Origin of the sequence: Chryseobacterium sp. RR2-3-20 (genome assembly GCF_017808115.1) — a bacterium.
GTDB classification, from domain to species: Bacteria; Bacteroidota; Bacteroidia; order Flavobacteriales; family Weeksellaceae; genus Chryseobacterium; species Chryseobacterium oryzae.
On record NZ_JADQBD010000014.1, the window covers coordinates 1 to 13,455 of the forward strand.

Annotated in this window: 10 protein-coding genes; 4 read left to right on the forward strand and 6 right to left on the reverse strand. The window is 35.5% G+C overall.

From position 1 onward, the window contains the following. Window positions 1-305: 305 nt before the first annotated feature. The 3 genes from IV513_RS05380 to IV513_RS05390 form a co-directional block, all read right to left on the reverse strand. Window positions 306-1,004 carry a C40 family peptidase gene (locus IV513_RS05380; protein WP_209389539.1) on the reverse strand — a complete coding sequence of 233 codons (699 nt, stop codon included), beginning with the start codon at window positions 1,002-1,004 and terminating at the stop codon, window positions 306-308. Window positions 1,005-1,345: 341 nt separating this feature from the next. After that, on the reverse strand, window positions 1,346-3,541 hold the full coding sequence (locus IV513_RS05385) for a glutamine synthetase III (RefSeq protein ID WP_209389541.1): 2,196 nt from the start codon (window positions 3,539-3,541) through the stop codon (window positions 1,346-1,348). 115 nt (window positions 3,542-3,656) lie between these two features. After that, window positions 3,657-5,441 carry a T9SS type A sorting domain-containing protein gene (locus tag IV513_RS05390; RefSeq protein WP_209389543.1) on the reverse strand — a complete coding sequence of 595 codons (1,785 nt, stop codon included), beginning with the start codon at window positions 5,439-5,441 and terminating at the stop codon, window positions 3,657-3,659. Between the two features lie 240 nt (window positions 5,442-5,681). Here IV513_RS05390 and IV513_RS05395 point away from each other — a divergent pair, with 240 nt between their 5' ends. After that, window positions 5,682-6,959 (forward strand): Y-family DNA polymerase, encoded by a 1,278-nt coding sequence (locus IV513_RS05395; protein WP_209389551.1) that lies wholly within the window; start codon window positions 5,682-5,684, stop codon window positions 6,957-6,959. Window positions 6,960-6,967: 8 nt separating this feature from the next. On the opposite strand, the gene IV513_RS05400 is transcribed toward IV513_RS05395, so the two are convergent. Both IV513_RS05400 and IV513_RS05405 read right to left on the reverse strand, forming a co-directional pair. Next, window positions 6,968-8,101 carry a serine hydrolase gene (locus IV513_RS05400; RefSeq protein WP_209389553.1) on the reverse strand — a complete coding sequence of 378 codons (1,134 nt, stop codon included), beginning with the start codon at window positions 8,099-8,101 and terminating at the stop codon, window positions 6,968-6,970. Between the two features lie 70 nt (window positions 8,102-8,171). Beyond that, window positions 8,172-9,713 (reverse strand): glycine--tRNA ligase, encoded by a 1,542-nt coding sequence (locus IV513_RS05405; RefSeq protein ID WP_209389555.1) that lies wholly within the window; start codon window positions 9,711-9,713, stop codon window positions 8,172-8,174. 417 nt (window positions 9,714-10,130) lie between these two features. Here IV513_RS05405 and IV513_RS05410 point away from each other — a divergent pair, with 417 nt between their 5' ends. The 3 genes from IV513_RS05410 to IV513_RS05420 all read left to right on the forward strand — a co-directional run bounded on the left by IV513_RS05410 (window position 10,131) and on the right by IV513_RS05420 (window position 12,148). Continuing rightward, window positions 10,131-10,325: a DUF4177 domain-containing protein gene (locus IV513_RS05410; protein ID WP_209389557.1), complete on the forward strand. Its 195-nt coding sequence runs from the start codon at window positions 10,131-10,133 to the stop codon at window positions 10,323-10,325. Window positions 10,326-10,350: 25 nt separating this feature from the next. Continuing rightward, window positions 10,351-11,046, forward strand: coding sequence for a pseudouridine synthase (locus tag IV513_RS05415; RefSeq protein ID WP_209389559.1), 696 nt, complete (start codon window positions 10,351-10,353; stop codon window positions 11,044-11,046). Window positions 11,047-11,110: 64 nt separating this feature from the next. Continuing rightward, a complete protein-coding gene (locus IV513_RS05420; RefSeq protein WP_209389561.1) occupies window positions 11,111-12,148 on the forward strand; it encodes a quinone-dependent dihydroorotate dehydrogenase in 1,038 nt (345 codons plus the stop codon). A 42-nt stretch (window positions 12,149-12,190) separates the two neighbouring features. On the opposite strand, the gene IV513_RS05425 is transcribed toward IV513_RS05420, so the two are convergent. Then, on the reverse strand, window positions 12,191-13,435 hold the full coding sequence (locus IV513_RS05425; protein WP_209389564.1) for a DUF445 domain-containing protein: 1,245 nt from the start codon (window positions 13,433-13,435) through the stop codon (window positions 12,191-12,193). Window positions 13,436-13,455 lie beyond the last annotated feature (20 nt).

The window sequence follows — 13,455 nt, forward strand, 5'->3', positions numbered from 1 at the left end:
TTACTGGTCATAACTGTATAATGTTTAAAAATAGTAAAAAGTTATTTGGCTTCGCCGAACCACTTCGTTAGGTTTCCGAAAAATTTTTTGAGCTTTGAGAGCTCAAAATTTTTCAGAATAACTTTTCTACTTACACAGTTAGTAGGACACTACCTTTAATTAATAAGTTTAGCTTAGAATCAAAAGTTTGGATACAATCCACTTAAGATACTTTATAACTTTTTTATATAACGGAATTCTATACAAAAAATCAAAGCCATCAGAATCTGATGGCTTTATATTTATATCAAATCAATTATCTAAGATTAAAAACCTACTGCTGAAGATGCAGCGAGAGCATTGTAGTTTTCTCCGTTTTCATTAATTACTCTTTTTGCAAACCTAAACTTTGGTCCCCAATAAGAGTCATTTAGAGAAGAAACCATCACTCCTTTGGAAGTAGCAGAATGTATAAACTTAATTTCTCCATCTTCTGTAACTTCTTCTACAATTCCTACGTGAGAAATTCTTTTTCCGTGAGAGAAGAAAATTAAATCGCCTTTCTGAAGATTTTCTTTCTCTACACTTTCTCCTTCCTGAGCCTGAGAAGCTGCTACTCTTGGTAAGCTAAGACCTGCAGCTGCACCAAATACAGACAGTACAAAAGCCGAGCAATCTATTCCATTCCTGGTAGTCCCTCCGTATCTGTAAGGAGTTCCCAAATATGTTGAAGCTTCTGCCAAAATATTATCAATAGTTTGGGTATGCTTAATTGCTTTTGCAATTTCAGAATTTTTTAAAGAGTTCTTTGCATTAGATAAAGCTACTGCCTTTTCTGAAACGAATGAACTGATTAATAATTTCTTATCCTTTTCTAGCTGAGTATCTAGGTCTGCAAGTTTGGCATCTGTTTTGTACTCTTTAGTGTAAGTTGCCGGTTTTGAAACTACATAATTTGTAACGCATGATTGTAATGATATTGTAGAAACAAAAGCAACTAAATAAAACAAAACTCTTTTCTTCATATAAATTTTATTATCCGTGTTAAAAAGGAATATTTATTTCTCTAAAGCATTACAAAAGTAGATATTCCCAAAAAAAACAGCCGTATATGAACAGTATCCAGCACTTGATTTAACACATTTTAACATATCTATTAAGTATGTTAAAGAAAAACAAACCGCAAGCTCCCATTTATGGTGATCCGGCGGTTTTTTTTATTAAGATTTTTTAACAAAATAGATTTTATCTCTTTTCCCAATCGGGATTTGTAATATTTTACCTTTAGCAACACTGCGTTAAATTTCAACAAAAAAAGTTCCCCGGAAAACCGGAGAACCTTCACTAATATGGAACTTTACAGATGTTATCTTGTAAATAACATTTCTCTGTATTTTGTCATTGGCCAAAGCTCATCATCAACCATCATCTCCAAGTCGTCTGATGCATCTCTAATTGTATCGAATAAAGGCTTAACTTTATTACAGTAATCTTCCGCCTGAGTTTGGCTTTCTGTAACAGATTTTGCCGCTTCTCTGGCTTTTATTAAATCTTCTACACCTAACTTAATTTTAGAAACATTTTCAGAAATATTGGTAATTAAACTCATTTGCTCTTTTGCTAAAGATTTGAATTCTTTTTCTCCGAAAATATCTTTCAAGCCTTTTACATTTTCAATTAATCTGTTCTGATAGTTTAATGCAGAAGGAATGATATGATTTCTTGCAATATCACTTAAAACTCTTGCTTCAATATCAATAACTGTAGAATATTTTTCCAGTTTAATTTCGTTTCTTGCTTCTACTTCTCTGTGCGTAAAAATTCCCATCTCTTCGTAAAGCTCTAAGAATTTCTGATCCATTTCCTGCTTTAATGCTTCAGGAGTCGTTTTCAGGTTATTTAGACCTCTTTTTTCTGCTTCTTTAGCCCAGTCATCAGAATATCCATCACCTTCAAACATAATGCTTTTACATTGTTTGATATACTCTCTCAATACATTGAAGATAGCTTCATCTTTCTTAAGACCGGTTTCAATTAAAGCATCCACTTCTTTTTTGAAATCGTTTAATTGTTTAGCTGCAATGGTGTTCATTACTGTCATAGATTCAGCACAGTTCGCAGAAGAACCCACCGCTCTGATTTCGAATTTATTTCCTGTAAATGCGAATGGAGAAGTTCTGTTTCTGTCGGTATTATCCAATAAAATTTCCGGAATTTTTCCGACAACATTCAATTTCAAATCTGTTTTTTCATCTGGAGAAAGTTTGCCTTCAGTTACTTTTTCAAGTTCTTCTAAAACTCGGAATAACTGGCTTCCGATAAATACAGAAATAATTGCCGGCGGAGCCTCGTTGGCACCCAATCTGTGATCGTTACTTGCTGAAGCGATACTTGCTCTTAAAAGATCGGCATATTCGTGAACAGCTTTAATGGTATTAACAAAGAACGTTAAAAACTGTAAATTTTTCTTTGGATTTTTACCCGGACTTAAAAGGTTTTCACCCGTGTCGGTTGCTAAAGACCAGTTGTTGTGTTTTCCGCTACCGTTTACACCCGCAAATGGTTTTTCGTGGAATAAAATATGGAAATGATGTCTGTGTGCGATTCTTGCCATTACATCCATCAACAAAGAGTTGTGGTCTACTGCGACGTTTACTTCCTCAAACATTGGAGCAAGTTCAAACTGGTTTGGAGCCACCTCGTTGTGTCTTGTAGTAACAGGAATTCCTAATTTCATGCATTCTACCTCCAATTCTTTCATAAAGTTCATTACTCTTGTAGGAATTGAACCGAAATAATGATCGTCTAACTGCTGCCCTTTTGCCGGAGAATGCCCCAACAAAGTTTTACCGGTTAAAACTAAGTCAGGACGAGATTGATACAATGCTGAATCTACCAAGAAATATTCTTGCTCCCACCCTAAAGTAGGCGTTACTTTGGTTACGTTTTTATCGAAATACTGCATTACATTGGTTGCAGCTTCGTCTACAGCGTTCAAAGCTCTTAACAGCGGCGCTTTATAATCTAAAGTTTCTCCCGTATAAGAGATGAAAATTGAAGGAATACATAATGTAGTTCCCATAATGAATGCCGGAGATGTAGGATCCCATGCGGTATAACCTCTTGCTTCAAAAGTGTTTCTAATACCACCATTTGGAAAAGAAGATGCATCCGGTTCCTGCTGAATCAGTAAATTTCCACTGAATCTTTCTATAGCTCTGCCTCCTTCGATGGGAGTGAAGAAAGAATCGTGTTTTTCTGCCGTAGATCCTGTTAATGGCTGAAACCAGTGAGTGTAGTGGGTTACCCCTTTGCTCATTGCCCAGTCTTTCATGGCTACTGCAACCTGATCTGCGATGTGTCTTTGGATTTTACTTCCTTTTTTTACAGCATCCATAATAGAATTGAATGCCTCTTTCGTTAAATATTCTCTCATGGTTTCTTCTGAGAAAACATTTTGACAGAATAACTCTGATAATTTTACAGGAACTTCCACAGAATTATCTTTTCTAAAGTCCTTAAATGGTAAAGTTTCTAACGCTTTGAATCTTAAAGTTGACATATTAGGTTTGATTTTACGGGGCAAATTTACAAAAAAATATATTACAAAATAAAAACACCCCTATTTTTTAAGGGGTGCTTTGAAATTATATTCAATATATATTCTTATTGGATTTCTAATTAACCGTCATTTTAAAAACTTTCAAATTTTTATCATTTTCATCAAGAATATGAATCATGTAGATTCCGTTTTTCAGAAAGCCATGCATATCAAAATTCTGGGTTTTTGCTTTTTTAGATGGAGGACTTGCCAAAAATCTTCCTGCACTGTCATAAATCTTAACCTTACAGCGTTGCTTTTCTAAAACATTTCCCGACAAGGTAAAATTCCCGTTATTAGGATTATTATAAAGCACCAGATCTTTTAGCAGTTCTGTTTCGGAAGTTCCCATTTCAGATTCTTTGGGAGAAAACTTCACCAAATAACCAAAAGGTAAATCTTGTGGGTTTATGGCATTAGGATAAGCTCCGTTAGAGGTTGCAATACCGCTTATTGCAGTGGTAGACCCCCAAAGATACAAATTACCTGCATGATCGAAAGATGTATTTATAGACTCTCCATATGTAGAATTAAGATTCTTCGCCCCTCCGAAATAAGAACAGAACTGACGGTTACCACTATCATCGAAACTTGTAAAAAACACATTTCCCCAATAAGAATTATTAGGAGGGGTTGCCAAAAAAGCTCCGGGAGTAGACATATTGTCTGTTCCAAAAGTATTTCCACCAACAACAATTTTATTATTTCCTAATGCTATTTCCCCACTGCCCCATATGTCATCAAAACCATTCCCGCCGAAATAAGTTCCCCACAAACGATTGCCGGTATCATCAAATTTATTCAGGAACAAATCTGTACCTCCCAATATTTGTGTTCTGTAAGTTCCGGGTGTAGCATAATAGCTGCCAACAACACCATCTGCAATTCCGTAGAGATAAATACCATTTTGGTTTACGTTGAAATTAAAAATCCCACTACCAGCTGCACTGGGATTATTTACCCCTATACTGGTTCCCCAAACCAAAGTAGCCGTATCTGCATTAAACTTACAAAGAACTTGGTTGCCGCTGCTTTGCTGAAAGGTTCCGGGAGTAACCAAAGACTGTTGTACACTCAGAGAAAAATCTGTCCAAAAATACAGTCCTCCATTGTAATATGCCGCATAGATAGGTGTTGGAAAATAAGTCCCTATTTGCTTACTTCCTGTTGCCGAAAGCTTTACATAAAAGCCATTTAGACCTGATGGACCAAAGTTGGTGTAATTTTCCTGAAAAACACCGGGGTTGGAAAGCCCTGCAATTTCCTGCTTTACATCTCCCACCACATATACAGCATCGCCATCAGCAAAACAAGATACACTAATAGAGTAAGGTAAATATGTTGCATAGATTACATTACCATTAGGGGCATATTTATACAAAACCACTGTTTTATTGATGGAACCAACCGGGGATGAAAGCCAGGCACCAGAAGTGGCAAGATTGGGAACCAATCCTGCAAATCGCTTTAATATATATCTATTATTCTGCGCATCTATAGCCATTAACCTTTCAGAACTTCCAGCCACAGTTCCTTTATAAGCACCATACAACTGGGTTCCATTGGTTGAAAATATATTTAAAAATTGATTCTGTTGGCTACTATCATAAGCATGCCCCCCTGAAGAAATCGCAAATTGATTATGATATGAAGCCGGGTAAACATTATTATAATCTCCTGTAATGGCGTTTACAAAAACCTCATCTTGCTGATTAACAATAAATGCTTTAGTATCTACAAGATTCAAAACTTCCGTCCCTCCTCCTCCTACATATGTCCCCCAAGAACGATCGTAAGGGAACGATTGCGCAGAGAAGAAAGAGCAAATGAAAAATAAAATAAAGTATACAATTTTTCTCATAGATGAATATTTAAGTGTTAGGCATAAAATTACAATTTTTTTTTAAGTTGTATGATTAAATATTAGTTTCTTTAATTTAAGAAAAGCCAACACTACAGCTTTAAGCGACAAAAATCGTCGTATTTAAAAACATTTAAACCACTAAATACCAACACGTTAATTCAAAAGTTAAAATTTAAATTCAGAACAAAATTTCGTTGAGAAATCTTTAGATTTGTTTTTCTAAAATAACTTTTTCCGATGTACGCTCTGGTAGACTGCAATAACTTTTTTGTTTCCTGCGAAAGAACTTTAGACCCCAATCTTGAAGGTCTACCCGTTGTTGTTCTTAGCAATAATGATGGGTGTGTGGTTTCCCGAAGCAAAGAAGCAAAAGATTTGGGAATCCCCATGGCTGCTCCTGCGTTTAAGTACAAAGAACTGTTTAAGAAACACCATGTAAAATGTTTCTCTGCAAAATTTGAACTGTACAATTTCAAAAGCCAGGAGGTTATCCATATTTCAAAATCTTATGTTGGAGAAAGAGATTATGAAGTTTACAGTATAGACGAACTTTTTCTGGATCTTAGAAGCTTTAAATATTTTGACATCTCTGAGTATTGCATTCAGCTTAAAGAAGAAATTAAAGCCAGCACTAAAATCCCTGTAAGCATAGGAATTGCACCAACAAAAACATTGTGCAAAGTAGCCAACAGAATTGTAAAAAAAGACCCCGAAAGATTTAATGGTGTTTTCGCTTTAGACACGCCAGAAAAAATTGAAAAAGCTTTAAAATGGCTCAACATTGGCGATGTTTGGGGAATAGGAAGAAGACTCGCCATAAAAATGCACGACAACGGCGTTCATAAAGCATGGGATTTATTGCAAAAACCAGAAATGTGGGTTCGTAAAGTAATGGGCATTCATGGGGTAAGAATGATTAATGAACTTAAAGGAATCCGCCAGTTGGAACTGGATGTACCTTCGCCCAAAAAGTCGATTGCCGTAACGAGAAGCTTTATGGAAATGCTTACCCAAAAAGAAGACGTTCGGGAACGTGTAGAAACTTTCGGTATGTACTGCTCCGAAAGATTAAGAAAACAAAATTCCTGCTGCACAATGATTACTGTTTTTCTGCAAACCAACCGCTTTAGAAAAGATTTGCCGGAATACAGAAATTCTAAAACCCAGATAATCTCCAACCCTACCAATTCATCTATTCTTATCGGCAGAATGGTAAACGATCTTTTCGAAGCTTTATTTAAAGAAGGATATCATTATAAAAAAGCGGGAGTAATAGTGAACAATTTTGTTCCGGAAGACCAAAGACAAATCAGCCTTTTCGAAAAAGATACTCAAAACCAACATCTTCCAGCGATGAAAGCTATGGATGCCATGAACAAAAAATTCGGAAAAGACAAAGTACGCCTTGGAAGCATGAGCGGAGAAAACACATGGGGAAGAAAACAATTATCTCCGGAATATGAAAAATTTTTGAAGAGCAATACCCTTTCTGAAGCTAATTTCCGATTTCACTGAAATTTTGCTTAAACAAACACTTTCACCGTTTCGTTTACCAAAAACTTTACCTGATCGGGTCTTCCCCTGTCTGTTTTCGGCAGATTTTGATAGCTTCCGGTTCTTACAATAACCATTTTATGCTCAGGAATTATAATAATGTACTGACCTTGTAATCCTAAAAAATAGTAATGCTTTATAGGATTATCTTGATTGATCCAGAATCCCATTCCGTAAATTTCTTCAGATTTCTGGGTTGGCTTTCGCATCTCATTGATAAAATCAAGATTTAAAAGTTGTTTGCCTTCAAATTGACCATCATTCAAAAACAACTGTCCGAGCTTAGCAAAATCTCTTGACGTAGCATGAATACAGCAATAAGTTTTTTCCATCCCCAAAGAATCTGTGCTCCAAATGGCATTATGTTCCATCCCCAAAGGAATCCAAAATTTTTCGGAAAGATAACTTGCCAAAGTTTGGTTAACCGCTTTTCTCACAGCAAATCCCAAAAGCTGAGTAGTACCACTCTGATATTCGAACCTCTCACCTGGTTTTTCTTTAAATATTCTTTTCAAAGTAGCACCCATCAGGTTTTTGCCATAATATGCTTTTGCATTGGGAAGAAAAGGATTTTTATAATCTTCTTTCCAGTCTAGACCAGATTCCATTTGTGCAAGATGTCTTAATGTTAAATCCTTGGCAAAATCTCTATTTTTAAATTCAACAAAATAATCTGAAAATTTTTGATCGATATTTTTAATTTTTCCTTCTTCCAGAGCTTTACCCAAAAGCATTACAGTTACTGCCTTTGCCATAGAAAACGAATTGGTAAGCGACGTTTTTTTATAGTTTTTATAATATTGTTCGTGAACCAGTTTCCCGTCTTTTACTACTAAAAAAGAAGCAGTATCAGAGTGCACTAAATCATCAACTATATTTTTAGGTAAAACTGTTTTATTGTAATTTTCTGTAGTTTCCCACGGCTTAGGATTTTTCGTTTCGATACTATTTTTAGAGAAAAAATTGCCGTCATCAATATTGGCACTCGTTTTTCCTTTAAGGTAGGTTTTAGAAATTCCGTTAATGAGATATCCGTAACCCAAAATATACAACGCCACCACTATAATTCCTAAAAAAAGAATAACATAAAAAAAAATTTGCATAAGAATTAATCTTTCTTCAAATGTAAAAATAATCAACAAAGAAAAAGCCCTGATTTCTCAAGGCTTTAATTTATATTTTAGAAAGTAAATTTCTGAAGTTCGTTTTCTCATCAATAATTCTTCTCAGCTCAGAAACAGGAACCCTTTCCTGAACCATAGTATCTCTGTCTCTTATCGTTACTGTATGATCGGTTAAAGAATCGTGATCTATGGTGATACAGTAAGGAGTACCAATGGCATCCTGCCTTCTGTAACGCTTTCCGATGGCATCTTTTTCTTCATAGAATAAATTGAAATCATATTTCAGATCATTGAAAACTTTTTCTGCATATTCTGCCAAACCATCTTTTTTCATCAACGGAAGGATAGCTGCTTTAATTGGTGCTAAAGCCGGTGGTAAAGATAAAACCGTTCTTTCTGAACCATCTTCCAACACTTCGTCTTTAAGGCAATGAGAAAATATGGAAAGGAATAATCTGTCTAACCCCACTGAAGTTTCTACAACATAAGGAACATAGTTTTCATTTCTTTCCGGATCGAAAAACTGAAGCTTTCTTCCTGAGAATTTTTCATGTTCCTTTAAGTCAAAATCCGTTCTTGAGTGAATACCTTCCAATTCTTTGAACCCGAATGGGAAATTAAATTCAATATCAGCTGCAGCATTTGCATAGTGAGCCAATTTTTCGTGATCATGGAATCTGTAGTTTTCATCACCTAAACCTAAAGCTTTATGCCAATTCAGACGTTTTTGCTTCCATTGTTCGTAGAAATCCAGTTCTGTGCCCGGAGCAACAAAAAACTGCATTTCCATTTGCTCAAATTCTCGCATTCTGAAAATAAACTGTCTTGCAACAATCTCATTTCTAAACGCTTTACCAATCTGTGCAATACCAAAAGGAAGCCTATGACGTGAAGTTTTCTGAACATTCAAAAAGTTAACAAAAATTCCCTGTGCCGTTTCCGGTCTCAAATAAAGATCCATCGCAGAATCTGCAGAAGCCCCCAATTTAGTTCCGAACATTAGGTTAAACTGTCTTACTTCCGTCCAGTTTTTAGAGCCAGTATCCGGATCAGCAATTTCTAATTCTTCAATTAATGCTTTTACATCAGCCAAATCTTCATTTTCAAGAGACTTTGCCAATCTGGAAAGAATCTGTTCTCTTTTTGCTCTGTATTCCAAAATTTTTGGATTTGTAGCAACGAACTGATCTTTATCAAAAGCATCCCCAAATCTTTTTGCCGCTTTTTCGATTTCCTTATTTTCTTTGTCTTCAATTTTAGCACAATAATCTTCCACCAAAACATCCGCACGGAAACGTTTTTTAGAATCTTTATTATCAATCAATGGATCGTTGAAAGCATCTACGTGTCCTGAAGCTTTCCATGTTGTAGGATGCATCAAAATCGCAGAATCAATACCTACAATATTTTCGTTAAGCTGTACCATCGCTTTCCACCAATATTGTTTGATATTATTTTTGAGCTCTGCACCGTTTTGCCCGTAATCATAAACAGCGGATAAACCATCGTAGATCTCACTGGAAGGGAAAATAAAACCATATTCCTTAGCGTGGGAAATCACTTTCCTGAAAACATCTTCTTGCTTTGCCATAAATTTTTCGTCTTATCTGCAAAAATAGTGAAAAAGCGGGAAGTTGGAAGATGGAAAAGAGAAGTTTTTAACTTTAAATTTTTAGGAGCCGGGAATCTGCTTTCCGTTTCAATTCCTCGCTCGGACGGCTCCGCTTCGCTCCGCCGCCTCGCTGCGGGATTTTCTCTGCAATCAGGGCTAGTTACAAGTCCGTTATAAAACAAAACAAGTTTTAAAAGGCCTATTTGTTCGCATAGTTAAGCCTTCAAATTTAAAAAAATACAAAGGTGTCGCTCCTCCGGAGCTCCGCAAACCTACAAATCATATTACTGGAGCACGTATAATTGTCCAAAACCTAACGGGTTTTTGAAACCCGTTAGGTTTAAGTTTAAATTTCAAAAATTTATTCTAAATTTAGAATTATAAAAGAAATTCATCATGAAAAAAAAAATCGAGTACAAAACAGTTGTTATTGAGCCTAAAGGTTTTTGGAAAACCAGATATGAACCGGCCGAAATGGATAAAATTTTAAACCAATATGGTAATGAAGGTTGGGAACTGGTAACTGCAGAAAGTAGAGATTATGGAGGAAGCTCTTATGGTATAATTTATACTTTTAAAAGAGAGTTGTAGAGCTAATTATATTTAGTTTTGCAAAATGTTAGAAATTCTTTATCAGGACGAATACCTTGTTGCCATCAACAAACCCAGCGGATTGCTGGTTCACAAGTCTTTTTATGCCGGAGAAGCAGATACTTATGCGATTCAGGAACTGAGAAAGCAGATCGGACAAAAAGTGTATCCGGTGCATCGGCTAGACCGAAAAACTTCTGGTGTTTTGCTATTCACTTTAGATAAAGATACGCTGAGAATGATGAGCACCCAATTTGAAGAAAAAATGGTTGAAAAAAGATACATTGCCATTCTCCGAGGCTGGGCAAAAGAAGAAGAAACCATTGATTATGATTTAATTAACGAAAATGAGGTTAGACAAAATGCTGTTACCCATTATCGCAGACTGCAGACTTCAGAGATAGATCTCCCCTTCTTAAAACACCCGACTTCAAGATATTGTTTGGTAGAAGCAATCCCTGAAACGGGTAGATTCCATCAGTTGAGAAAACATTTTAAACATATTTTACATCCGATTTTAGGGTGCAGAAAGCATGGCTGCAATAAACAGAACAAACTTTGGCTTCAAACTTTCGGCATCAACAAAATGACGCTTCATGCTCATAAATTGGTGTTTACTCATCCGGTTTCCAAAGATAGAATTACGCTTAATGCAACTGTTGATGAAGAATTCAGACAAGTAGGAGATATTTTAGGTTTCGATTTAAAAGCATACTCTTAAAAACTATCTCACATCAAGATTTCATTAATTTTAAAATGAGTATTTTTGTAAAACTTTTTTTTCAATGTACAAATCGCTCATTCGCCCGATTCTTTTCAAATTTGATCCTGAAGAAGTTCATCATTTTACTTTTTCAATGCTCAAAAATTTTGGTTTTATTACCAAATTATTTCTTCCAAAACCTATTGAAGACCAACGGCTGGAAAGAGAAGTTTTCGGATTAAAATTCAAAAATCCGGTTGGATTAGCAGCAGGTTTCGATAAAAATGCCGTTTTATTTAATGAATTGGGTGATTTGGGATTCGGGTTTGTAGAAATAGGAACGGTTACCCCAAAAGCTCAGGCAGGAAATCCTAAAAAAAGATTATTCCGACTGATTGAAGATGGCGGAATCATCAACAGAATGGGGTTTAACAATGACGGCTTAGAAGCAGCGATTGAAAAACTGAAAGGCAACAAAGGAAAAATAATCATCGGCGGAAACATCGGAAAAAACACCAACACAACACCAGAAAATTATACTCAGGATTATCTTGACTGTTTTGAAGGACTTCATCCTTACGTAGATTATTTTGTGCTGAATGTAAGTTGTCCGAATGTGGGAAGCCACGCCAAACTGGAAGATGTTGAATACCTCAGAGAATTGATTACAGCAGTTAAAAAAATCAATCAAAGCAAACCCACTCAGAAGCCAATTCTTTTAAAAATCGCTCCGGATTTGAATAACAATCAGCTTGATGAAATTATCGAATTGATTGCTGAAACCAAAATTGATGGTGTGGTTGTTTCTAATACCTCAGTGAACAGAGAAGGTCTGAAAACTTCGCCTGAAATTTTAGAACAGATCGGAAACGGTGGTTTAAGCGGAAAACCCATTCGTGAGAGAAGCACAAAAATGATCAAATATCTTTCAGATAAAAGTAAAAGGGCATTCCCGATTATTGGAGTGGGCGGAATTCATTCTGCAAAAGATGCGATTGAAAAACTAGATGCAGGAGCAAGTTTAGTTCAGCTTTATACCGGATTTATATATGAAGGTCCACAATTAATTAACGATATTAATCAGGAAATTTTAACAAGAGCAAGTCGTTTGCCGAGATAATTTTAAACTAAGCAGGGATTTTATACACTATTTTTTTTTGTTTTAAATGAAAAAATGCGAAATCGTGTAAATTATCAATCCCACCAATCCACCAACCAAAGTTCCGTTCACGCGGATAAACTGTAAGTCTTTCCCAACTTCCAGTTCAAGTTTTTGGCTCAGCTCTTTTCCCTGCCAGTTTCCGACGGTTGAACTGATCAGGTTTCCCGCCTGATGCGTATTTCTTAAAATATATTTGTAGGCCGTCGCTCTTACCCAAGAATCAATCTTATTCTGAAGACTTTCATCGGTTTTTAAGTTTTGAGAAAATTCATTCAGGTTTTTTGAAAGATAAATTTTCAGCGTAGAACCTTCATTTTGAAGCTCTTCTGTTAAAGTTTTTTTAATGGAATTCCAGATATCGGTAGAATATTCTGCTAGTTTATCGTTCTTTAAAAGGTCGTTTTTAATGGTTTTAAATTCATCATTCCATTTTGGATTTTCTTTTAAATCATTAGAAAATTCATAGATTTTTCTGGTAATTAAATCCCGGATTTCATGATTAGAATTCTCTTCCACTTCTTTAAAAAAATCTGAAAGTCCGCTGGCAATTTTATCGGCAATTTTGTTATCCACAAAAGAAGGAATAAAAGAATAACTTCCCTTTTTCACCCTTTCCTTAATCATTTCATCATTTTCAATAATATAATCTTTAATCTGTTTTGAAAGATTGGTAATGATTTTCTGATGGTCGTTTTTGTCTAAAAGATAAATAATTCCGTTTCCGAGAATCGTATTAAGCTTAATATTATTGGTCATTTCAGACACTTTTTTACTGATAAAATGACTGACCTGAGAGTCATCAAGCTTATTTAAAATATCCAGAATAATATCTGATAGATTTTTAATTAAAACTTCCTGATTTTTCTCTTTTCCGAGCCATTCCCCGACAAAACCTGAGATTTTAAGCTTTTGAATATAGGGGCGGATGTTTTCGGGAGAAAGAAAGTTGGAAACCACAAAATTTCCCAAATTATCACCCAGTTTCTGTTTACTGTTTTCAATTAAATTCGTGTGCGGAATGGGCAATCCCAACGGATGCCGGAACAGGGCAGTTACGGCAAACCAATCTGCCAAAGCACCCACCATTGCCGCCTCAGAAAAAGCTCGAACATAGCCAATCCAATGAGACTCTTGTGTTTTTTGTAGAATAGTGGTTGCAATAAAAACTAAAGCCATCAAAACAAAAAGTCCTGTAGCAAAAGCTTTGTATTTATTAAGTTGTTTTCGTTTAATTTCGTCATTCATAATCAAATATAATAAATTCG

Excerpts from the sequence above, each read along its gene's own strand:
- IV513_RS05405 (WP_209389555.1), bottom strand. The coding sequence starts at position 9,713 with ATGGCAAAGCAAGAAGATGTTTTCAGGAAAGTGATTTCCCACGCTAAG.
- IV513_RS05425 (WP_209389564.1), bottom strand. The coding sequence starts at position 13,435 with ATGAATGACGAAATTAAACGAAAACAACTTAATAAATACAAAGCTTTT.
- IV513_RS05390 (WP_209389543.1), bottom strand. The coding sequence starts at position 5,441 with ATGAGAAAAATTGTATACTTTATTTTATTTTTCATTTGCTCTTTCTTC.
- IV513_RS05400 (WP_209389553.1), bottom strand. The coding sequence starts at position 8,101 with ATGCAAATTTTTTTTTATGTTATTCTTTTTTTAGGAATTATAGTGGTG.
- IV513_RS05410 (WP_209389557.1), top strand. The coding sequence starts at position 10,131 with ATGAAAAAAAAAATCGAGTACAAAACAGTTGTTATTGAGCCTAAAGGT.
- IV513_RS05385 (WP_209389541.1), bottom strand. The coding sequence starts at position 3,541 with ATGTCAACTTTAAGATTCAAAGCGTTAGAAACTTTACCATTTAAGGAC.
- IV513_RS05415 (WP_209389559.1), top strand. The coding sequence starts at position 10,351 with ATGTTAGAAATTCTTTATCAGGACGAATACCTTGTTGCCATCAACAAA.
- IV513_RS05395 (WP_209389551.1), top strand. The coding sequence starts at position 5,682 with ATGTACGCTCTGGTAGACTGCAATAACTTTTTTGTTTCCTGCGAAAGA.
- IV513_RS05420 (WP_209389561.1), top strand. The coding sequence starts at position 11,111 with ATGTACAAATCGCTCATTCGCCCGATTCTTTTCAAATTTGATCCTGAA.
- IV513_RS05380 (WP_209389539.1), bottom strand. The coding sequence starts at position 1,004 with ATGAAGAAAAGAGTTTTGTTTTATTTAGTTGCTTTTGTTTCTACAATA.